General features: G+C 72.4%; 19 protein-coding genes. 12 read left to right on the plus strand and 7 right to left on the minus strand.

The features are described 5' to 3' along the window. Window positions 1-93 precede the first annotated feature (93 nt). From RB614_RS24385 to RB614_RS24400, 4 genes are all read left to right on the plus strand, one after another. Window positions 94-681, plus strand: a complete 588-nt coding sequence (locus tag RB614_RS24385; protein WP_308714942.1) for a helix-turn-helix domain-containing protein — start codon at window positions 94-96, stop codon at window positions 679-681. Then, the gene (locus RB614_RS24390; RefSeq protein WP_308714943.1) at window positions 678-1,964 is read left to right on the plus strand and encodes an MFS transporter; all 1,287 of its coding nucleotides are present in this window, start codon (window positions 678-680) and stop codon (window positions 1,962-1,964) included. The genes RB614_RS24385 and RB614_RS24390 overlap by 4 nt, the downstream gene beginning before the upstream one ends. A 186-nt stretch (window positions 1,965-2,150) precedes the next feature. Beyond that, the gene (locus RB614_RS24395) at window positions 2,151-2,354 is read left to right on the plus strand and encodes a hypothetical protein (protein ID WP_308714944.1); all 204 of its coding nucleotides are present in this window, start codon (window positions 2,151-2,153) and stop codon (window positions 2,352-2,354) included. A gap of 25 nt (window positions 2,355-2,379) precedes the next feature. Then, window positions 2,380-3,231: a hypothetical protein gene (locus RB614_RS24400; RefSeq protein WP_308714945.1), complete on the plus strand. Its 852-nt coding sequence runs from the start codon at window positions 2,380-2,382 to the stop codon at window positions 3,229-3,231. Window positions 3,232-3,302: 71 nt separating this feature from the next. On the opposite strand, the gene RB614_RS24405 is transcribed toward RB614_RS24400, so the two are convergent. Next, window positions 3,303-4,127, minus strand: a complete 825-nt coding sequence (locus tag RB614_RS24405; RefSeq protein WP_308714946.1) for an MOSC domain-containing protein — start codon at window positions 4,125-4,127, stop codon at window positions 3,303-3,305. An 83-nt stretch (window positions 4,128-4,210) separates the two neighbouring features. Here RB614_RS24405 and RB614_RS24410 point away from each other — a divergent pair, with 83 nt between their 5' ends. The 3 genes from RB614_RS24410 to nudC are packed head-to-tail and all read left to right on the plus strand — an operon-like array spanning window position 4,211 to window position 7,796. Then, entirely contained in the window at window positions 4,211-5,509 is a 1,299-nt protein-coding gene (locus tag RB614_RS24410; protein WP_308715043.1) for a M16 family metallopeptidase, read from the plus strand. Next, window positions 5,506-6,813 carry a M16 family metallopeptidase gene (locus RB614_RS24415; protein ID WP_308714947.1) on the plus strand — a complete coding sequence of 436 codons (1,308 nt, stop codon included), beginning with the start codon at window positions 5,506-5,508 and terminating at the stop codon, window positions 6,811-6,813. The genes RB614_RS24410 and RB614_RS24415 overlap by 4 nt, the downstream gene beginning before the upstream one ends. Before the next feature lie 56 nt (window positions 6,814-6,869). Further along, entirely contained in the window at window positions 6,870-7,796 is a 927-nt protein-coding gene (nudC, locus tag RB614_RS24420; protein ID WP_308715044.1) for an NAD(+) diphosphatase, read from the plus strand. Window positions 7,797-8,107: 311 nt separating this feature from the next. Here nudC and RB614_RS24425 read toward each other — a convergent pair whose 3' ends face one another. From RB614_RS24425 to RB614_RS24435, 3 genes are all read right to left on the minus strand, one after another. Beyond that, the gene (locus RB614_RS24425; RefSeq protein ID WP_308714948.1) at window positions 8,108-8,305 is read right to left on the minus strand and encodes a DUF397 domain-containing protein; all 198 of its coding nucleotides are present in this window, start codon (window positions 8,303-8,305) and stop codon (window positions 8,108-8,110) included. Window positions 8,306-8,315: 10 nt separating this feature from the next. Further along, entirely contained in the window at window positions 8,316-9,287 is a 972-nt protein-coding gene (locus RB614_RS24430; RefSeq protein WP_428983100.1) for a helix-turn-helix domain-containing protein, read from the minus strand. 116 nt (window positions 9,288-9,403) lie between these two features. Then, complete coding sequence (locus RB614_RS24435; RefSeq protein WP_308714950.1) at window positions 9,404-9,646, minus strand: mycoredoxin; 243 nt, start codon at window positions 9,644-9,646, stop codon at window positions 9,404-9,406. Between the two features lie 110 nt (window positions 9,647-9,756). On the opposite strand from RB614_RS24435, the gene RB614_RS24440 reads away from it, so the two are divergent. The 3 genes from RB614_RS24440 to RB614_RS24450 all read left to right on the plus strand — a co-directional run bounded on the left by RB614_RS24440 (window position 9,757) and on the right by RB614_RS24450 (window position 12,835). Then, a complete protein-coding gene (locus tag RB614_RS24440; protein WP_308714951.1) occupies window positions 9,757-11,922 on the plus strand; it encodes an ATP-dependent DNA helicase UvrD2 in 2,166 nt (721 codons plus the stop codon). A gap of 43 nt (window positions 11,923-11,965) precedes the next feature. Beyond that, window positions 11,966-12,337: a hypothetical protein gene (locus RB614_RS24445; RefSeq protein WP_308714952.1), complete on the plus strand. Its 372-nt coding sequence runs from the start codon at window positions 11,966-11,968 to the stop codon at window positions 12,335-12,337. A gap of 132 nt (window positions 12,338-12,469) precedes the next feature. Beyond that, window positions 12,470-12,835: a WhiB family transcriptional regulator gene (locus tag RB614_RS24450; protein ID WP_308714953.1), complete on the plus strand. Its 366-nt coding sequence runs from the start codon at window positions 12,470-12,472 to the stop codon at window positions 12,833-12,835. Window positions 12,836-13,709: 874 nt separating this feature from the next. On the opposite strand, the gene RB614_RS24455 is transcribed toward RB614_RS24450, so the two are convergent. From RB614_RS24455 to RB614_RS24465, 3 genes are all read right to left on the minus strand, one after another. Beyond that, window positions 13,710-15,029, minus strand: coding sequence for an ABC1 kinase family protein (locus RB614_RS24455; protein ID WP_308714954.1), 1,320 nt, complete (start codon window positions 15,027-15,029; stop codon window positions 13,710-13,712). Between the two features lie 4 nt (window positions 15,030-15,033). Beyond that, window positions 15,034-16,125: a hypothetical protein gene (locus RB614_RS24460; RefSeq protein WP_308714955.1), complete on the minus strand. Its 1,092-nt coding sequence runs from the start codon at window positions 16,123-16,125 to the stop codon at window positions 15,034-15,036. Between the two features lie 370 nt (window positions 16,126-16,495). Then, window positions 16,496-16,660, minus strand: coding sequence for a DUF5679 domain-containing protein (locus tag RB614_RS24465; RefSeq protein ID WP_173057968.1), 165 nt, complete (start codon window positions 16,658-16,660; stop codon window positions 16,496-16,498). 461 nt (window positions 16,661-17,121) lie between these two features. On the opposite strand from RB614_RS24465, the gene RB614_RS24470 reads away from it, so the two are divergent. Together RB614_RS24470 and RB614_RS24475 are read left to right on the plus strand one after the other, a co-directional pair. Beyond that, window positions 17,122-17,652, plus strand: a complete 531-nt coding sequence (locus tag RB614_RS24470; RefSeq protein WP_308714956.1) for a M48 metallopeptidase family protein — start codon at window positions 17,122-17,124, stop codon at window positions 17,650-17,652. Between the two features lie 48 nt (window positions 17,653-17,700). Then, complete coding sequence (locus tag RB614_RS24475; protein ID WP_308714957.1) at window positions 17,701-18,840, plus strand: cystathionine gamma-synthase; 1,140 nt, start codon at window positions 17,701-17,703, stop codon at window positions 18,838-18,840. The last annotated feature ends 12 nt before the right edge of the window (window positions 18,841-18,852 follow it).

The following is an 18,852-nucleotide window of genomic DNA, read 5'->3' on the forward strand; positions in this document are numbered from 1 at the left end:
CCGCCGCCCGCCGCCCGCCCGCCGGCCGCAAGGCCGCAGTAAGATCGCAAAGAGAACTTTGCAAAAAACTCTTTGTGGTCGTACGGTGAGGGCATGGTGAAGCCGTACTACGAGCCGAACATTCACGACACCGAGACGCTTCGCGCCGTCGCCCACCCCATCCGCTCGCGGATCCTCGGGCTGCTGCGCTACGAGGGGCCGGCCACCGCGTCCCAGCTCGGCCGGAGGCTCGACGAGTCGAGCGGCTCGACCAGCTACCACCTGCGCCAGCTCGCCCGCTACGGCTTCGTGGAGGAAGACCCCGACCAGCCCAACCGGCGCGACAAGCGCTGGCGGGCCACCCAGATGATCACGTCGTGGCGGCGAAACGAGGTGTCGGACGACCCGGAGTGGCGCCAGATCAGCGACGCGCTGGAGCGCCGCCAGCTGTTGCGGGCGATCGAGCTCTTCCAGCGCTGGTTCGCCGGTGAGGAGCGCTTCGACCCGCGCTGGCACGCCACCGGCGGCCTCTACGACAACATGGTGCGCCTCACCCCGTCGCAGCTCGCCGCGCTCGACCGCGACCTCATGGCCGTCGTCGATCGCTACATCACCGCGCCGCCCCCCGCCGAGCCGGACGAGCCGGTCCGCCACGTGGCGATCTTCCAGCAGCTGCTCGCGTTCGAAGGGGTGCCGTTGTGATCACCGCCGGTCAGGCCGAGCGCCGCTACCTCGTCCTGACCGGGCTGCGCTGGTCCGCGACCGGGCTGATCCTCCCGGTGCAGATCCTGCTGTACGCCGCTCGCGGCATCGACCTGCCCACCATCGGCCTCCTCATGGCCCTCTACTCCGGCCTGGTCGTCCTGCTCGAGCTGCCCACCGGCGGCCTGGCCGACCAGATGGGGCGGCGGCGCACGATGCTGATCGCCTCGGTCTTCCTCGTCGCGACCCCGCTGGTCGCCGCGTTCGCGCAGGTGTGGTGGCACTTCGCCGCGGCGGCGGTGACCTCCGCGCTCGGCCGCGCACTCGGCTCCGGCCCGGTCGAAGCCTGGTACGTCGACACCGTCCGCGCCGCCGACCCCGCCGCACCGCTCCGCCGCGGCATCTCCTGGGGTTGGGCGGTCGAGTGCGTGGGGCTGGGCGGCGCGGCGATCCTCGGCGGCGCGCTCCCGCAGCTCTTCCGCGGCCTCGGTGGCGGCCTGATCACCCCGATCTCCGTTCCGGCGCTGGCCTCCGCCGGGGTCGCGGCCGTGAGCCTGGTCGCGCACGCCGCGCTGATGAAAGAGCCCCGCAGGCCCGCGGCGGTCGACCTCCGCGCGGCCCTCCAGGCCGTCCCCACCCAGATCACCCAGGGGGTACGACTAGCGGCGGGCGACCCGGTCATCAGGCTGCTCGTCCTCCGGGTGGCCGCCTTCGGGCTGGCGATCAACACGCTGGAGACGCTCGCCCCGCTCCAGTTCGCCGAGCTGCTGGGTGGCGCCGAGCGGGGCGCCGCCGCCTACGGGCTGCTGGCCGCGGGTGCCTTCCTCGGCACCGCCGCCGGAGCCGCCTCGGCGCCGGCACTGTGCCGGATCGGCCCGGCGCCGCTCTCCGTCGCGGCCGTCTGCACTGGACTGTCCACTGTGGCGTTCGGCGCGCTGGTGCTGTCGGCGGCGGGTATCGGTGGCTTCGGCCTCGCGGCGGTCGCCTACCTCGGGGCGTACGTGCTGTCCGGCCCCTCCGGCCCGCTCGCCACCGAGGCGCTGCACGAGCGGGTGAGCGAGCGGGAGCGGGCCACGCTCGTGTCGATCGCCTCGCTCGCGCTCCAGTTGGGCGGCTTTGTGGGAGCGCTCGCGATCTCCCGGCTGGCCGCCGCGGCCGGCTACGCGTACGGCTGGCTGGCCGCCGCCCTGGCCATCGCCGGTGCCGTCGTCGTTACCGTACGTGCCGATCGGCTCGGTCGAGGCGCTCCGCGGGCCCTCGTCGCTTCGAGCACGCTCCGTTAAAACCGGGAGTTCACTTATTTGCGTCCAATGGGCGACTGTATCGAGACGCCGCTTGGTCGATCCTGTCCTGTAGGGGAAGTGGACCCTCTTGGGCCCCGGCTCCGGGCCGCTGTTCGGCGGCGCGGAAATCGGGGCGCTGGCGCCGACGCGGTTCGGGCCGAAGGGGTTCATGGGAAGAGGGTGGTCATGACCGAAGCGGGAGCGGGGGCGCTGCGCGAGATCCTCGTCGTGCTGGTGCTCGCCCTGGTCGGCCTGTTACTCGCCGTGTTGGCGGCATTCGCACCCTGGTATGCGACGCCCGCTGACGCCGGGGGCGGCGCGGTCGTCGAGATGCACTCTCCGCAGCGAGCCGGCCCGGGCACCGGGAGCGTGGCTGTCGAAGCGCGCTGAGCCCGGGTGGTGTTCACTGGGAGGCATGCCTGCCAACACTGACCCGCAGCCATGGGGTGCGGGCACGGTGACCAGGATCGGCGCGCCCGTGCTGCCCCCGCCGGCCGACCCACCGCCGCCCGCGCCGCCGGGCGACCGGGGCCGGGAGCGGCGCCGGCTCCTGTGGTTCGCTGGTGTGGCCGGCGGCATGCTGGTGATCGGCTTGGTGCTGGTGCTCGCCTTCACGGCGTCGGGCGGCGTCGACCCGTTCGGCGACAAGCCGGCCGGCCCCTCCGACGTGCGGCCGCCGCTCGCCCGGGCCTGCCCGGCACCGACCGGCTTCACCGAGCCGGCGCCGGTCGACCCCGGCCCGCCGCCGAGCGGGGCGCGTACGGTCGACGAGGAGGCCGGCATCTCCTACGCGGCGTACGGCGCACCCTGGGAGCCGTGGGGCACGGTGTGGAGCGCGGGGACACTCGAAGTGCCGTACAAGGTGGGGCAGCACTTCATCACCGAGACCTACTCCGGCGGCACGTACCATGCCTCGATCCTGTCCGCGGCCGTGCCCGCGGCGGACAACGACGCCTTCGCGATCAACCTGGAGTGCGTGGGTCGGCAGGTCGCCGCCGATGTGCGCGCGGAGTACTACCCGCAGCCCACGACCATGGACCTGCACCGCGACGAGCGCACCACGCTGGGCGGCCGGCCGGCCTGGCTGACGATCTTCCGGCTGCACTTCAGCCGCCCCGGATTGCAGGCCAAGGACGAGCTGGCCGGTGTCGCGGTCATCGACGTGGGCAAGCCGACGGCCGCCGTGCTGTACGTGTCGATCCCCGGCACCCACCGCCAGTTCGACTACGTGGTCGACGAGGTCTTCGACTCCGTCCGCCCCACCTGATCGTCAGGATCCGTGATCAAGGCTCCCTTCACGTCGTTAGAACGACTTGGCGGGAGCTTTGATCACAGGGCCTAGGGGAGCGGCTCGACCGGGTCGCCGACCGCGATCTCGCCGAGCGTCTCCGGCACGAGCTGGATGCCGAACCAGGCCCACCCGTCCCACCTGCGGTGGCGGGCCAGCGTGCGGATCGGCTCCTTGCCGCTCGTGCGGCTCTCCGGATCGATCGTCGTCATCACGCACCGCCCGCACGGGCCGGCCACCCGAAAGTCGACCGGGCCGAGCCGCAGCCGCTTCCAGCCGTCCTCCGCGAACGCGACCGCGCCCTCCACCACCACGTTGGCCCGGAAGCGCCCCGGGTCCAGCGGCTCGGGCAGCTCCTCGCCGCGCTCGACGGCGGTCTCCGCGATCCAGTCGTCGAGCTTGCGCAGCGAGCCGAGCGAGACCAGGTGGAGCGGGGCGGTGTCGCCGAGATGGAAGACGTCGCCCGGCTCGCCGCCGACCTCCGTCGGCACGGCGCGCGCCGTCGTGTCGGCCAGCCACACCAGGCGGGCCGGCCGGCCGAGCGTCGTGGTCAGCCACGCGTCGGCCGCGTCGCCGCCCGCCGCCGCACGGTCCAGGTTCCAAAACCGCACGGGTACGGTGTGTGCCGGCTCCGGCGGTGGCACCGCGAGACTCGGCGCGCCGGGCGCGGTGAGCAGCAGGCCGCCGTCGGGTGTGGTGGACGCGGCGACCGTGAAGAGTGCCCGGCACCGCCGCGCGGTGATCGGCTCGCCGTCCGGCGCCACCACGGCCCACCGCCGGTCGCCGGCCAGCCCCCACCACTCGACCCGGGCGCGGTCCACCGCGACGGCGCGCGTGGACTTCACCGGGTAGAGGCTGATGCCGACGACGCGCACACCTCAGAGTCTCACGCCGGGAGGCTTCACGACCGCCCCGGCTGGCGACGCGCTAGTGTCGCCGTGTGGCGCGCAGACCCAGAATTCCAGCGACGAAGTACCCGGTGGAGCGGCGCACGCTCGACAACGGCCTCCGGGTGGTGCTGGCACCGGACCGCAGCGCACCGGTGATCGGCGTCGCGGTGGTGTACGACGTGGGTATCCGCTCCGAGCCCGAGGGGCGTACGGGGTTTGCCCACCTCTTCGAGCACCTCATGTTCCAGGGCTCGGAAAACCTGGAAAAGCTGGCGCACTTCCGGCACGTCCAGGGCTCGGGCGGCACGTTCAACGGCTCCACCCACCTGGACTACACGGACTACTACGAGACCCTCCCGGCCAACGCGCTGGAGCGGGCGCTCTTCCTCGAGGCCGACCGGATGCGCGGTCCGCGGCTGACCGAGGAAAACCTGCGCAACCAGGTCGACGTGGTCAAGGAGGAGATCCGGGTCAACGTGCTCAACCGGCCGTACGGTGGCTTTCCGTGGCTGAAGCTGCCGCCGGTCATGTTCGACACGTTCCCCAACGCCCACGACGGGTACGGGTCCTTCGACGACCTGGAGAGCGCGACCGTCGCCGACGCCGCCGAGTTCTTCCAGCGCTACTACGCGAATGGCAACGCGGTCCTGGCGGTCGCCGGTGACCTCGACCTCGCCGAGACGGTGGAGATGGTCGAGCGGCACTTCGGCGACGTGCCGGCCCGCCCGGCGCCGGAGCGGCCGAGCTTCGCCGAGCCCGACCTGACGGCAGAGCGGCGCGAGGCGTACACGGATCCGCTGGCCCCGCTGCCCGCCGTGGCGACCGCCTGGCGGGTGCCCGACCCGATCGCCGACTTCGCCGCCTACGTGCCGTACGTGGTGCTGGCCGAGGTGCTCACCGACGGCGAGGCATCCCGGCTGGTCGAGCGGCTGGTGCTGCGCGACCGCACGGTGACCACCGTCGGCGGCTACCTGGGCTTCATGGGCGAGCCGTGGGAGGTGCGCGACCCCACCGCGTTCCTGCTCCAGGCCCACCTGCCACCCGGCGGTGACGTCGACAAGGTGCTGCGTACGGTCGACGAGGAGCTCGACCGGCTGGCCACCGACGGGCTGGCCGAGGGCGAGCTGGCCCGCACCCAGGCGAGGATGGCCACACACCTGCTGCGCGACACCGACGCGGCCCTCGGGCGGGCCCTGCGGATGGCCGTCCTGGAGCAGCAGCGCGGCACCCCCGAGCTGCTCAACGACCTGCCCCGGCTGGTCGGCGAGGTCACCGAGGAGCAGATCCGGCAGGCCGCCGCGGCGCTCGTGCCACAGCGCCGGGCGACCGTCGAGGTCGTCGCCGGAGGAGCGGGAGGAAACCAGTGAAGGCGCTGCCCGACCTCGGCCCCACGCGCAAGCTGAAGCTGCCCAAGGAGGCCGAGCGCACGCTGCCCAACGGCCTCACCGTGATCGCGATCCGCCGGCCGGCCGTGCCGCTGGTCGAGGTGCGCCTGCGCGTGCCGTTCGCCCGCACCCACCTGGCCCGGGCCGCGCTGCTGTCCCAGACGCTCTTCTCCGGCACCACCGAGATGTCCACTGTGGATATCGCGGCCGAGCTGCAGAAGGTCGGTGGCGGGCTGAGCGCCGGCGTCGACCCGGACCGGCTTATGGTCTCCGGCAACGGCCTGGTCACCGGCCTCGACCGGATCCTGGAGCTGCTCGGTGAGGTGCTCAGCGGCGCGGCGTACCCGGCCGACGAGGTCGCCACCGAGCGCGACCGGCTGGCCGACCGGATCCAGGTGGCGCAGAGCCAGCCCTCCCACCTCGCCCGGGTCGCGCTGCTCAAGCGGATCTACGGCCGGCACCCGTACGCGGTGCAGACGCCCGAGGTGTCCCAGGTGCGGGCGGTCCGGCCGGCCCAGCTGCGGGCGCTGCACGCCGAGCGGCTCCACCCCGCCGGCGCCACGCTGGTGCTGGTCGGCGACCTCACGCCGGACAAGGCGCTGGATACGGCCGAGCGCGTGCTCGGCACCTGGAACGGCGGGGGGAAGCAGGTCGACCTGCCGCACACGCCGCCGATCGAGCCCGGGCCGCTCACGCTCGTCGACCGGCCCGGTTCGGTGCAGTCGTCGCTGCGGCTGGCATTGCCGGCGGTCGACCGCACCCACCCCGACCACGCCGCGCTCCAGCTGGCCAACCTGCTCTTCGGCGGCTACTTCTCGTCTCGCTGGGTGGAAAACATCCGCGAGGACAAGGGGTACACGTACGGGCCGCACTCGGTCATCGAGCACAACGAGGCCGGCTCCTCGTTCGTGGCCGCGGCCGAGGTGGCGACCGAGGTGACCGGCCCGGCGCTCCTGGAGACGTACTACGAGCTGGGGCGGCTCGCCTCGGTGCCGCCGAAGCAGGAGGAGCTGGAGCAGGCCCGGCAGTACGCGCTCGGCACCCTCCAGCTCGGCATGTCCACCCAGGCCGGGCTGGCGACGCTGGCCAGCACGTACGCCGGTTTCGGGCTGCGGCTGGACTACCTGCCGGGGTACGCGGCGAGGCTGGCCGGCACGACGCTCGACGAGGTGGCCGCCGCGGGCGCCGAATACCTGGCACCGGCCAAGGCCGCCACCGTCGTGCTGGGCGACGCCGAGCGGGTGGAGGCTTCGCTGCTCGCCCTGACGGCGGTCGAGAGAGCGTGAAAGCACCCCAAGAAAACGCTCCGCTTCGCTCCACGTTTCCCCAGGAGCCCCGCAGCCTGCCGCCGCTGGCACGCTCCACTCTGGACCGCGCCGCCCACCACCGCCGCGACCCGGACTGGCTCGCCGCGGCGTGGGCGCGGTCGCGGGTACTCGTGGTGGACACGGTCACCGGCGGCCGGGCGCTCGTCGACGAAGCCGGCGCCCTGGTGCTGCTGGACGCCAAGGAGGCGCCCGAGGTCGACGCCGACCGGCGGATGTTTCTGGGCGTCGAGCCGGACGGCACGCCGGTCTTCGCGGTCGACGCGCCGCTGCCGGACGGCACCGGCGCCCGCGCCCTCGACCTGCGCGCGGTCGGCCACCTGCTCAGCGACCGGGACGCCGGACTCTTCACGGCCGCCGCGGCCCTGGCGCAGTGGCACGCGGGTCACCAGTTCTCCTCCTCGACCGGGCTGCCCACGACGGCGGCCGAGGGTGGCTGGACCCGGGTGGACGAGGCCGGCGCGCAGATGTGGCCGCGGACCGATCCCGCCATGATCGTGCTCGTGCACGACGGCGTCCCCGGCTCCTCCGGCCGGTGCCTGCTCGGCAACAACGCGGCCTGGGGCAGCGGGCGCGAGGTGCGGCGCTTCTCCTGCCTGGCCGGGTACGTCGAGCCCGGCGAGTCGGCCGAGGCCGCGGTGATCCGCGAGGTCGCCGAGGAGGTCGGTGTCGAGGTCCAGGCGGTCGAGTACGCGGGCAGCCAGGCCTGGCCCTTTCCCGGCTCGCTGATGCTGGGCTTCACCGCGCTGGCCGACCCGGCCCAGCCGGTGCGGGTCGATCCCACGGAGATCGCGCACGCGCGCTGGTTTTCCCGCGAGGAGATCGCCGCAGTGCTGGCCGGCGAGGTGGTCGACGCTGGCGACGGCGCGCGGGTCGGCCTGCCGCCGGCCTCGTCGATCGCGCTTTTCCTGGTCAACCGCTGGCTCACCAGACCGCCGGCCTAGGGCCTGCCTCCCGGACCGCGTCGCTCCATCGAGACCGCTCGCCTCGTCTCTCCGAGACCCGCTCGCCTCGCTCCGATCCAGATCCGGGAGACAGACCCCAGCCCGAAACGCCATCTCGGTCCGCGACCACCGTTGCCGCGAAGACCACGGACCGAGACCGAGGCCGTCGTGCCGGCAGAGGCAAGGTTCGCGGCGGGGGAGCCGGAGCCGGTCACAACGGTCGTCCTGGCTTGGTGCCCATCCACATGAAAATCCATGCGTGGAAGTTCCATCCCATGTTCGCGGAATTCCCAGGATCGGGCAAGAGATTCTCAGTTCAAATCGAACTCGCCCGCCTTGGCACTCGCTACGAAGTCGATCCACCGTTCCCGCGCGAAGATCAGAACTGGCCCTTCCCGATCTTTGCTATCCCGCATGGCGACCGCCGTCCCCATCTCACTGATCTCCACGCAGTTGGTGTTCTGGCTGCGCGAGCTGGTCCGCCAGCTGATCCGGTGACCTGCACTCATGACGCGACTCCTATCGGTCGGGCGGCGGGCTTGGCCGCTGCGAGGGACGCTGCTGTGGGCGGCGCCTGCGCTGAACCGGGGGCGTCAGGGGTGCCGGCGGCGAATCCGCGTCGTCGCCGGCGTGTGGGCCGAGAGCGGCGGCAGCCTCGGTGATCCACCTGAGGGACTCGGCCGGCGGGCGCGCTGCCTGCCGGAGCCAGTCGAAGACCCGCCCGTACCGGGCGAGCATGTCGTCGTCGGTCAGGATGAGGTCGGCTGCCAGCGCCTCGACCGCGACCGCGTCGGGGTCGTCGGGATCGGCGAACCGGTAGATGGAGAACGCGGTCTCCGGCAGGTACCAGTCGGCGACCTTGGCCGACGACGGCAGCACCCACAGTGTCACGTTGGGCAGCTCGGCCAGGCGGGCCAGGTGGCGCAGCTGGCCGGCCATCACCGGCGCCGGACCGCCCCGGGGGCCGAGCGCGGCCTCTTCGAGCACGGCCTCGTACCGGGGCGGCTCCGCGTCCCGGGTGACCGTCGACTGCCGCGCCACCCGGGCGGCGACCTCGGTTTCCGGATCTTCCGCGTCCTCGGGTGCGATCACCTCGCGCGAGGAGAGCAGCCGCACCCGCGTGTACCCGGGCGTCTGTAGCAGGCCCGGGAGGATCACCGGGCCGTACTCGAAGATCTCGGCGCAGCCCGCTTCCAGCTCCGCGTAGCCGCGCTGGCGTGGGGTCATCACCGGGTAGGAACGCAGCCACCCGCGGGTGTTGCCCGCGTCCCGGGTGATGCCGATCAGCTCTTCGCGGGTGGCGCCGCTGACCTCGTACAGGTCGAGCAGGTCGAGAACGTCGCTGAGGTCTGGGCGGCTGCGGCCGTTTTCCAGCCGGGAGAGCTTTGAGGCCGAAGCCCAGCCCACCCGCGCGATTACCTGGTCACCGGTCAGGCCGGCGACCTCGCGCAGGCGGCGTAGCTCGGTCCCCAGCCGCCGACGTCGCACCATCGGACTCGGCGCAGGAGGCACCCCAACCCTCCCTCGGTCATTCGGGACGACACAGTATGAACTGATTGTGACCCGATCATGTTCTCGACCGTGGGCGTGTTCCGCAAAAGGTTTGGTTAGCCTGAGATTGCCGCGAGCCGGGCTTTGACCTCGATGATCGAAGGATTTGTCAGCGCCGATCCGTCCGGAAAGCGGACCGTGGGAACCGTTTGGTTGCCCTCGTTTACGCTCATCACGTACTCCGCAGCGACCGGATCTTGCTCGATGTCGACGATCTCATATCCGATGCTTTCCCGATCGAGCTGAGACTTGAGTCGGTAGCAGTAACCACACCAGCTCGTCGAGTACATCGTGAGCATTTGTCGGTCCTTCCGTATGGGGGATCGCGCCGGCGCGCGGCGGGGGGCGGGCGCGCCGTTGCGCGCTCCACACCCGCCAACGTCGGTGGTGGGTGCCATGATTCCTAGCCGTGGGGGGAAACACGCCAGCCGACCGGGTGCTGTCCGGGCTCGACCCGGAGCAGTGCGCGGCCGTGACCGCACCGGCCGGGCCGGTCTGCGTCCTCGCCGGCGCGGGCACCGGCAAGACCCGGGCCATCACCCACCGGATCGCATACCGGGCGCTGACCGGGGAGATCGTCGGGCGGCACGTGCTGGCGGTCACGTTCACGTCGCGGGCGGCGGCCGAGATGCGGGCCCGGCTCGCGGTGCTCGGCGCCACCGGGGTGCAGGCGCGCACGTTCCACTCGGCCGCGCTGCGCCTGATGCGCTACTTCGCGCCCCGGCTGCTCGGCGGCCGGGCGATGCCCGAGCTCCTGGAGAGCAAGGCGCGGCTGGTCACGCTCGCCGCCTCCCGGGCCGGTGTGCGGGCCGACCGCACCGCCGCGCGCGACCTGGCCAGCGAGATCGAGTGGGCCAAGTCGTCACTCGTCGAGCCGGCTGAGTACCCGGTGGCCGCCGCCAAGGCCACCCGCGAGCCGCCGTACGAGCCGGCCAAGGTGGCCGAGGTCTTCGCCGCCTACGAGCACGTGAAGCGCGCCAACGGCGTGGTCGACTTCGAAGACCTGCTGCGCGCGGCGGTGTGGGGGATCGAGGAGCACCCCGACGTCGCCGAGCAGGTGCGGGCACAGTACCGGCACTTCGTCGTCGACGAGTACCAGGACGTCAACCCGCTGCAGCAGCGCCTGCTCGACGCCTGGCTGGGCGGCCGCGACGACCTGACCGTGGTCGGCGACGCCAGCCAGACCATCTACTCGTTCACCGGCGCCACCTCCGGCTACCTGATCGACTTTCCCCGCCAGCGCCGCAACGCGGTCGTGGTCCGCCTGGTCCGCGACTACCGCTCGACGCCGCAGGTGGTCGGCCTCGCCAACGCGGTCATCCGCCAGGCCCGGGGCGCCGAGGCGCGGCTGCGGCTGGAGCTCGTGGGGCAGCGCCCGCCCGGCCCCGAGCCCGACCTGCGGATCTTTCCGGACGAGCCGGCCGAGGCGGCCGGGGTGGCCGCGCGCTGCCGGCAGTTGATCGCCGCGGGCACACCGGCGCGGGAGATCGCCGTGCTGTTTCGGACCAACGCGCAGTCCGAGGCGTACGAGGAGGCGCTGGCCGAGGCCGAGGTGCCGTACGTGGTGCAGGGCGCCGAGCGGTTCTTCGAGCGGGCCGAGGTGCGGCAGGCGGTACTGGCGCTGCGCTCGGCCACCCGGTCCACGCCCGCCGGCGCGCCACTGGTGCCGGCCGTCGTCGAGGCGCTCGCGGCCACCGGCTGGCAGCGCGACCAGCCCCCGCCCGGTGGCGCCGCGCGCGAGCGCTGGGAGGCGCTCGCCGCGCTGGTCACGCTCGCCGAGGAGTACGCGGGTACGCCGGCCCTCCTGCCGATCGGCGAGGCGGCCACGGTGGAGCGGCCCCCCTCGCTCGCCGATTTCGTGGCCGAGCTTCAGCGGCGGGCGGCGGCGCAGCACGCCCCCACCGTCGAGGGCGTGACGCTCGCCTCACTCCACTCGGCCAAGGGCCTGGAGTGGGACGCGGTCTTCGTGGTGGGGCTCTCCGACGGCACGCTCCCGACCACGTACGCGAAGACGCCCGAGGCGCTGGAGGAGGAGCGGCGGCTGCTCTACGTCGGGGTGACCCGGGCGCGGCAGTGGCTCTGGCTCTCGTACGCCCAGTCCCGCGCGCCCGGCGGCCGGCCCCGGCGGCCGTGCCGGTTCCTGCCGCAGTTCGAGCGGGGCGGCGGCGAGCGCGGCGGCACCGCGGCACTGAGCCGCCGGCCCGAGCGCCGCCGCGCGCAGGTGGTCTCCTGCCGGGTCTGCGGCGCGACCCTGCTCGCCGGCGCCGACCGCAAGCTGGGCCGCTGCGCCACCTGCCCGTCCACACTGGACGAGGACCTCTTCGCCCGGCTGAGCGAGTGGCGGGTCCGCGTCGCCGGCGCGCAAAAGGTCCCGGCGTACGTGGTCTTCACCGACGCCACGCTCGTCGCGCTCGCCGAGCGCCAGCCGACCGGGCCGGAGGATCTCGTGGCCATCGCCGGCATCGGCCCGCGAAAGCTGAGCCTCTATGGCGATGCCGTGCTCGCCCTGGTCAGGGGTGCGAGCGTCGATGATCTTGTACCGGAGGAGCCTCCGGAAAAAAGTTCCGTCAACTAGCCGTAAAACCGTTTGCGGTCGCCCCGGGGGCAGGCATAGCCTCATGGCACACCTCGCGCGCGCGGCATCCATGCTGCTCGCCGGAGTGGGCGAGAAGCACCGAGACCAGATCTGGCGACGAGAGAGACAGGAGGTGGCCCCGGTGAAGATCTTCTACGCGATCGAGCGACCGTCGGCGCTGCCTGCTGCCTCCGCTCCGGTGTCGGCTGCCGCCCTGCGCATGGGGCTGGCCGCTGCCGACGTGCCGCAGCTGACGCAGGTGCACCAGGTCCAGACCCAGGTCGATTCCCTGGTCCGGACCGAGGCGTGGACCAACGGCGGCGGCTACGGGACCAGTGGGCTCGCGGTTAAGGGCGTTCCGGCCAAGAAGCGGCAGGACGTTCGCGGTGTTCCACCTCGAGGAAGGCCGGTCTGAAAACAGACCTCCGGCTCACCTCGAGGCCGCGGAACCCGTAACCGGGATCCGCGGCCTCAGTCATTTTCGCCACAAGCACAGGCGTTTCCGCCACAAGCAGAGAGCAACGAGCGAGAGAGAGGTGACCGGGTGATGAGTCTGGCGTTGGCCCCGGTCGACGAGCGAGTCGACCTGGAGGCAAACCTGCCCTGCCGGAAGTTCGACCCCGACCTGTGGTTCGCGGACTCCCCGACCGAGCTGGAACTGGCCAAGTCGCTGTGCGGGGACTGCCCGCTCCGCGTCGAGTGCCTGGCCGGCGCGGTCGAGCGGGCCGAGCCCTGGGGCGTCTGGGGCGGCGAGATCTTCGAGCGTGGCGCGGTCGTTCCGCGCAAGCGGCCCCGTGGCCGTCCGCGCAAGGAGGACGTCGCGCGTGACGCTGCCCTGCGGGTCGAGGTGGAGGCGCGGATGGCGGCCAACGGGCTCGCCGAGTCGCGCAACGCCGTCCGGCTGGCGGCCTGACATGAACCCGATCAACGTACGCACGACTTCCCGAGATGGAGCGACCGCCATGCATCACCTAATCCACGAAGCGTTGTCGAGGGCCCGAATGCGCCGGCCTCAGGCCGGCACCACCACGAGCTCTGAGGCGACCCGATCCGCCCGTCACATAGCGATGCAGGCCCGCCGCCAGGCGGCCCGCGAGATGGGCCTTCTCTAGACCGCTACCTAGGCCGCAGGGGCCCGGCGACGCCGGGCCCCTAGCGGCGCGCATTACCCGCTCTGCTTTCCTACAGGATTTGAGCTACCGCGATGTCCGTTGTGGTCCGGACCGTCGCTCCCGCGGCCTCACCCTCCGCGGTCCACAAACCCAACCCCCGCGGCCAGCGGCCGCGCATGGCGGGCGACCTCCGACCACCGGGGGTGGGCCGGTGTGTCGCCAAGCGCCTCGGCACGAGGCGCCCATGGGCCAAGGCCGGAGCGAAGACGTGGCGAAAGGCCTTTGTGGATAAGCGCCGATGATCGTTAACCCGAAATCCGCGTCCTCGCCGGCGTATCACGCTGATTCTGGGCGAACGATCACCGCACTTGAGATTTTCGGGCCCGGGGCGGATGCCGGTGGTGCCGCTATACGGCCCGGGATCGGGCCGATCGGATGGTGCCAGGTGATCGACATCATGTCGCGGAAATAGATCGTGGTACGCAAGTGCCCCCGGAGGGGCCGTTAGGTACCACGATCTGTTTGTCCTCCCAGCCTTCGGGAAGGACCCCAGGGGTCTTGCGGTTTTGATCTTGTGGACGCGGAGGGTGAGGCTGCGGGAGCAGCGGTCTGGACCACGACGGACGTCGCGGTAGCTCGGATTATCGTCTTGGATTTGATCATCAAGGGTGCCCGTCACTCGGCGGGGGCGAAGCCGGGGAGCCAGCTCTCCACGATGGAGCGATACGGCGCCTTCGCCTCGAGCTGGCAGAGCACGCCGATCGAGCCGAGCGTCACGCGGTGGATCAGCAGGTACGACGGCGGCAGGTTGAGGTGGCGGCTGAGCTGGTACGCCGGGCTCTTGGGGCTGCCCAGCCGGGTGGCCTCGGTGCGCAGCCAGGCGCGGTTGAACTGGAACTCCTCCTCGACCAGCGGCGCGAGCATCGGCAGCAGGAAGTCGAGTACGGCGCGGGCGTCGATGTCGTCGTCGGGCTTGACGAAGCCCTCGTCGCGCAGGCCCTCCAGCACCGCGTCGGCGTCGTCGGCCAGGGCCAGGCGGACCAGGCGGCCGATGGGCTCGGGGTGGCCTTCCGGGAGGCGGGCGACCGCGCCGAAGTCGATCACGCCGAGGCGGCCGTCGGGCAGGATGCGGAAGTTGCCCGGGTGCGGGTCGGCGTGCAGCAGGCCGGCGCGCTCGGGCGCGGAGAAGTGCAGGATCGCCATGAGCCGGCCGGCGGCGTCACGCTCCTCCTGGGTGCCGTCGTTGATGATCTTCGAGAGCGGCGTGCCGTCGATCCACTCGGTGACCAGCACGCGCGGCGCGGCGGCCACGACCGGGGGCACGAAGATCTCGTCGTCGCCCGCGTACGCCTCGGCGAACGCTTGCTGCGCCTCCGCCTCCAGCTCGTAGTCGAGCTCCTCGGTGACCCGGGCGCGGAGCTCGACCAGCAGCGGCTTGACGTCGATGCCCGGCTGGATGATCCGAAACATGCCGGCCAGCCGGGACAGCTGCTTGAGGTCGGCGATCAGGGCCTCGCCGGCGCCCGGGTACTGGACCTTGACCGCGACCGGACGCTCACCGTCTCGCCACACCGCCCGGTGTACCTGGCCGATGCTCGCGGCCGCCGCCGGCGCGTCGTCGAACTCCGCGAACAGCTCGCGCCAGTCCGGGCCGAGCTGGGCGGCCAGCACCTTGTGCACGCTCGCGGCGGGCAGGGGTGGCGCGGCCTCCTGGAGCCGGGTGAGGGCCTGGCGGTACGGGCCGGCGAGGTCGGCCGGGAGCGCCGCCTCGAAGACCGACAGCGCCTGCCCGAGCTTCATCGCACCGCCCTTGAGCTGCCCTAATACGCTGAAGAGCTGCTCTGCGGTGCGCTGCTGGATCTCCGGAGAGATCACCTCCGAGGCCAGTCCGGTGACCCGCTTTCCGAGCCCGAGGACGGTGCGGCCGGCGAAGCCGAGCGGGAGCGCGGCAAGCCTGGCGGTGCGGGTGGCGGCCCGGCGCGGGATATCGGTCACCGGATCATTGTGACCGACGCTCGGACGAAGTGACGGGCGTAAATGCACGCTGGCGGCTGCGGCGGGCGCAGCCGCACGAGGGGTGGGGCGGCCAGGCGCGACGGCGGGTGCGGCCCGGCGCGCTGATCTCGATCGCCCCGCCGACCGTGTCGGGCTGCTCGCCGTCGAGGTAGAGCAGGGCCTCGCTGGCCGCGTACGCCGTCCCGGCGAGCAGGGTGGGCGCGCTGCACGGCTCCGGGCGGGCCTCGCTGGCGAGCTGGGCGGCGAGCGCGGGCCAGGCCGGGTCGCGGTCGCGCCGGTGCAGCTCCAGGCAGTTGAGGCAGGGTGCCCCGCCGGGCGGGACGAGCGGGCCCACGACGGCCACACCGTCGCGTACCCCGACCGCGAGGTGGGCGAGGCGCCGCTGGCCGTAGCTGGCCGCCAGGAGGGCCGCCGGACGGTCCGTGCCGGCCTGGACCACCAGCGAGGCCCGGCCGCGCTGGATCGGGCGGGTCTCGGTGCCTGGGGCGGCGCGCGTGATGGCCTCCGCGACGGCCTCGGTGCGCTCGCGGCGTACGTCGCCGGGGAGCAGGGGTCCGCCGACGGCGTCCAGCGGGTCCACCACGCCCGCCAGGTCGGGCTGGACGTGTCCGACCCCGGACTGGGCCAGCGCGACCGCGAGCGGCGCTGCCAGGCGGCTCCGCCCGGTCACCACGACGCTGGCCGCGGCCCGCCGGCGCAGGATCTGGGCGGGGGTGCCCGGTTTGTCGGTACCGCGCAGGGCGAGCGCGGCGGCCTCGGCGGTGAGCCGGCGGCGTACCGGCTCGGGCAGGCTCGCCGGCAGGAGGGTCTGCGCGCCGACCACGAGCCCGGCGGCCCGGAGCGTGTCGAGCAGGAGGCGGGCGTCGGCCCGGCTCACCCCGATCCGGTCGGCCTGGTCGAGGATCGCCCGCTCGGGACGAGTGCCGTCGATCAGGTCGAGCAGGCGGACGGCGCTCGGGTTGGCGACCTCCAGCACGACCGCGCGGGCCGGGTCGAGGCCGAGCTGCAGCGTGTGCCGGTCTCGCCACAGGCGGTGAAGTCCGGGCAGGAGCGTGGGGCGCGGGAGGGCTGTCATGGCATGACAGGCTGTCACCGTATCTTCGCGGCCCGTCGTTCGTTGTCCACAGGCCAAAATCGCCGTGCACTGGGTTATCCACAGGCGTAAGCGAGTTATCCACAGTTCCGGGCAGGCTGCTGTCGGCCTGCCGACATGACTTTTCGTGTTCGTGTCACGACACGGTGGCATCGCTACCGGTCACTGGATGCGGAGAGGGGGGGGCGGGCGGCCCCCCCCCGCCCCCGGTCCACGGTTGGTTTGTGTTTTCTTTGGCGGGCGCCGGGTTGGTGGGGGGCCCCCCCGGGGGGGGCCCCCCCCGGGGGGGGGGGGGGGGGGGGGGGGCCCCCCCCCCCCCCCCCCTCTCCGCAGTACCACGTTTGTTTGATCTTTACTTGGCCTTGCCCAGGATCCGGTTGACCGTCGTGCCGCAGACGGGGCACTTGCCCTTCGCCATGTTCATGCCGGTCTTGGACACCTCGACGGTGCCCTCGAAGTCCCGCTTTTCCTTGCACTTCACGCAGTACCCGTTGTAGGTCTGTGTCTTTGTGGCCACAGTGCCCCTCCTCGTACTCTTCTGCCGGGTTTGAGCTTCCGGCACGTCCCCCCAAGCCTGCGCCCGAAGGCACCGGCCCTGGACCCAACTCCGCGAACCACGGTGTAGTCGCTGGTCCCGCCGGACCCTACCCAGGTCTGGGCGGTTCCATGTCAACGACGCGTCGACATTGTGAGGAAGCCGACGACGTGAGTGTGCATGCCGGAATCTACCGGATAAGTCAGTTTCGCCGGGACACGCCGGAGGAACCGGTGCAGAGTGACCCTGGGCCTCCCTCGTAAAAGATCACTTACGGTAGTGACCTTGGCCTCTCGGCGCGGTCCATCGAAGAAATTTTCCGGACGAACGAGGCGAATAAGGAATCTTTCCGGCGCCTACCTCACGCTTGGCTCTTGCGGCAACCTGGCTGGTACGGATTAGCGTGCCATCGTGAACGTTCCGCGGGGCTGCGCGGTCCGCTAGTGGCTGGGGCGCGCAAGCCGGTCGTCGAGGTACGGCGCAGCCAGCGTCGGCGTCGCACGGTGTCCGCGTACCGCGACGGCGAGCGCGTGGTCGTGCTCATCCCCGACCAGTTCTCCCGGGCCGAAGAGACCGAGTGGGTCGACAAGATGCTCGCCCGCCTGGCCGCCCGCGAGGAGCGGGTGAGCCGCTCCGACGAGGAGCTCCTGGTGCGGGCGCAGCGGCTGATCGCCCGATACCTGAGCGAGCACGCCCGGATCGTGGTCCCGGCGAGCGTCCGCTGGGTGACCAACCAGAGCGGCCGGTGGGGCTCCTGCACCCCGGCCGACCGGACGATCCGGATCTCGCACCGCATCCAGGAGATGCCCGACTGGGTGATCGACTACGTGCTGCTGCACGAGCTGGCCCACCTGGTCGTGCCGAGCCACAACGCCCGGTTCTGGGAGCTCGTGGGGCGCTACCCGAAGTCCGAGCGGGCCCGCGGCTATCTGGAGGGCATCGCGGCCGCCACCGGGGTGGTCCTCGCCGAGTAGGCGCGCCGCGGGCACGCGCGTGGCCCGCGGGGGACTAGCCTCGGCACAATGACGTACGGGTTCGAGACGCTCGCCATCCACGCCGGCCAGGAGCCGGAGGGACGGACCGGCGCGGTGGTGCCGCCGATCTTCCAGACCAGCACCTACGCGCAGGACGCGGTCGGGGCACCCCGCCAGGGGTACGAGTACGCCCGTTCGGGCAACCCCACCCGCGACGCGCTCCAGGAGTGCCTGGCGGCGCTGGAGGGCGGCCGGCGGGGCCTGGCGTTCGCCTCGGGGCTGGCGGCGGAGGACACGCTCCTGCGCACCGTGTGCCGCCCCGGCGACCACGTGGTCATCCCCGACGACGCGTACGGCGGCACGTTCCGGCTGGTTGCCAAGGTGGCCGAGCGCTGGGGGCTGAGCTGGACCGCGGCCCGGATCTCCGACGTCGACGCGGTACGGGCCGCGATCACCGACCGCACCAAGGTCATCTGGGTGGAGACGCCCACCAACCCGCTGCTCAACGTCGCCGACATCGCCGCCCTCGCCGGCCTGGCCCGCGAGCACGGCGCCCGGCTGGTCGTCGACAACACGTTCGCCTCGCCGTACCTGCAGCAGCCGATCGGCCTCGGCGCCGACGTGGTGGTCCACTCGACCACCAAGTACGTCGGCGGCCACTCCGACGTGGTGGGTGGGGCGCTGGTCGTGGCCGACCCGGGGCTCGGCGACGAGCTCGCGTACCACCAGAACGCGATGGGCGCGGTCAACGGCCCGTTCGACGCCTGGCTGACCCTGCGCGGGGTGCGCACGCTGGGCGTCCGGATGGACCGGCACTGCGACAACGCCGAGCGGATCGCCGCGTACCTGCACAGCCACCCCAAGGTCAAGCGGGTCTACTACCCCGGGCTGCCCGAGCACCCCGGCCACGAGACCGCGGCGAAGCAGATGCGGCGGTTCGGCGGGATGGTCTCCTTCTCGGCCGCGGGCGGCGAGGAGAGCGCCGTGGAGATCTGCAACCGGGCGCGCCTCTTCGTGCTCGCCGAGTCACTCGGCGGAGTCGAGTCACTGATCGAGCACCCCGGGCGGATGACACACGCGAGTGCTGCCGGCTCGCCGCTTGAAGTACCCGCGGATCTCGTGCGACTGTCTGTCGGCATCGAGACCGCCGACGATCTGCTCGCCGATCTGGAGCAGGCACTCGGCTGAGTTTCCGGTCGC

This window comes from Phytohabitans maris (genome assembly GCF_031085175.1).
Taxonomy (GTDB): domain Bacteria; phylum Actinomycetota; class Actinomycetes; order Mycobacteriales; family Micromonosporaceae; genus Phytohabitans; species Phytohabitans maris.

Excerpts from the sequence above, each read along its gene's own strand:
- RB614_RS24445 (WP_308714952.1), top strand. The coding sequence starts at position 11,966 with ATGGCACACCTCGCGCGCGCGGCATCCATGCTGCTCGCCGGAGTGGGC.
- RB614_RS24400 (WP_308714945.1), top strand. The coding sequence starts at position 2,380 with ATGCCTGCCAACACTGACCCGCAGCCATGGGGTGCGGGCACGGTGACC.
- RB614_RS24460 (WP_308714955.1), bottom strand. The coding sequence starts at position 16,125 with ATGACAGCCCTCCCGCGCCCCACGCTCCTGCCCGGACTTCACCGCCTG.
- RB614_RS24395 (WP_308714944.1), top strand. The coding sequence starts at position 2,151 with ATGACCGAAGCGGGAGCGGGGGCGCTGCGCGAGATCCTCGTCGTGCTG.
- RB614_RS24475 (WP_308714957.1), top strand. The coding sequence starts at position 17,701 with ATGACGTACGGGTTCGAGACGCTCGCCATCCACGCCGGCCAGGAGCCG.
- RB614_RS24430 (WP_428983100.1), bottom strand. The coding sequence starts at position 9,287 with ATGGTGCGACGTCGGCGGCTGGGGACCGAGCTACGCCGCCTGCGCGAG.
- RB614_RS24435 (WP_308714950.1), bottom strand. The coding sequence starts at position 9,646 with ATGCTCACGATGTACTCGACGAGCTGGTGTGGTTACTGCTACCGACTC.
- RB614_RS24385 (WP_308714942.1), top strand. The coding sequence starts at position 94 with ATGGTGAAGCCGTACTACGAGCCGAACATTCACGACACCGAGACGCTT.
- RB614_RS24450 (WP_308714953.1), top strand. The coding sequence starts at position 12,470 with ATGAGTCTGGCGTTGGCCCCGGTCGACGAGCGAGTCGACCTGGAGGCA.
- RB614_RS24425 (WP_308714948.1), bottom strand. The coding sequence starts at position 8,305 with ATGAGTGCAGGTCACCGGATCAGCTGGCGGACCAGCTCGCGCAGCCAG.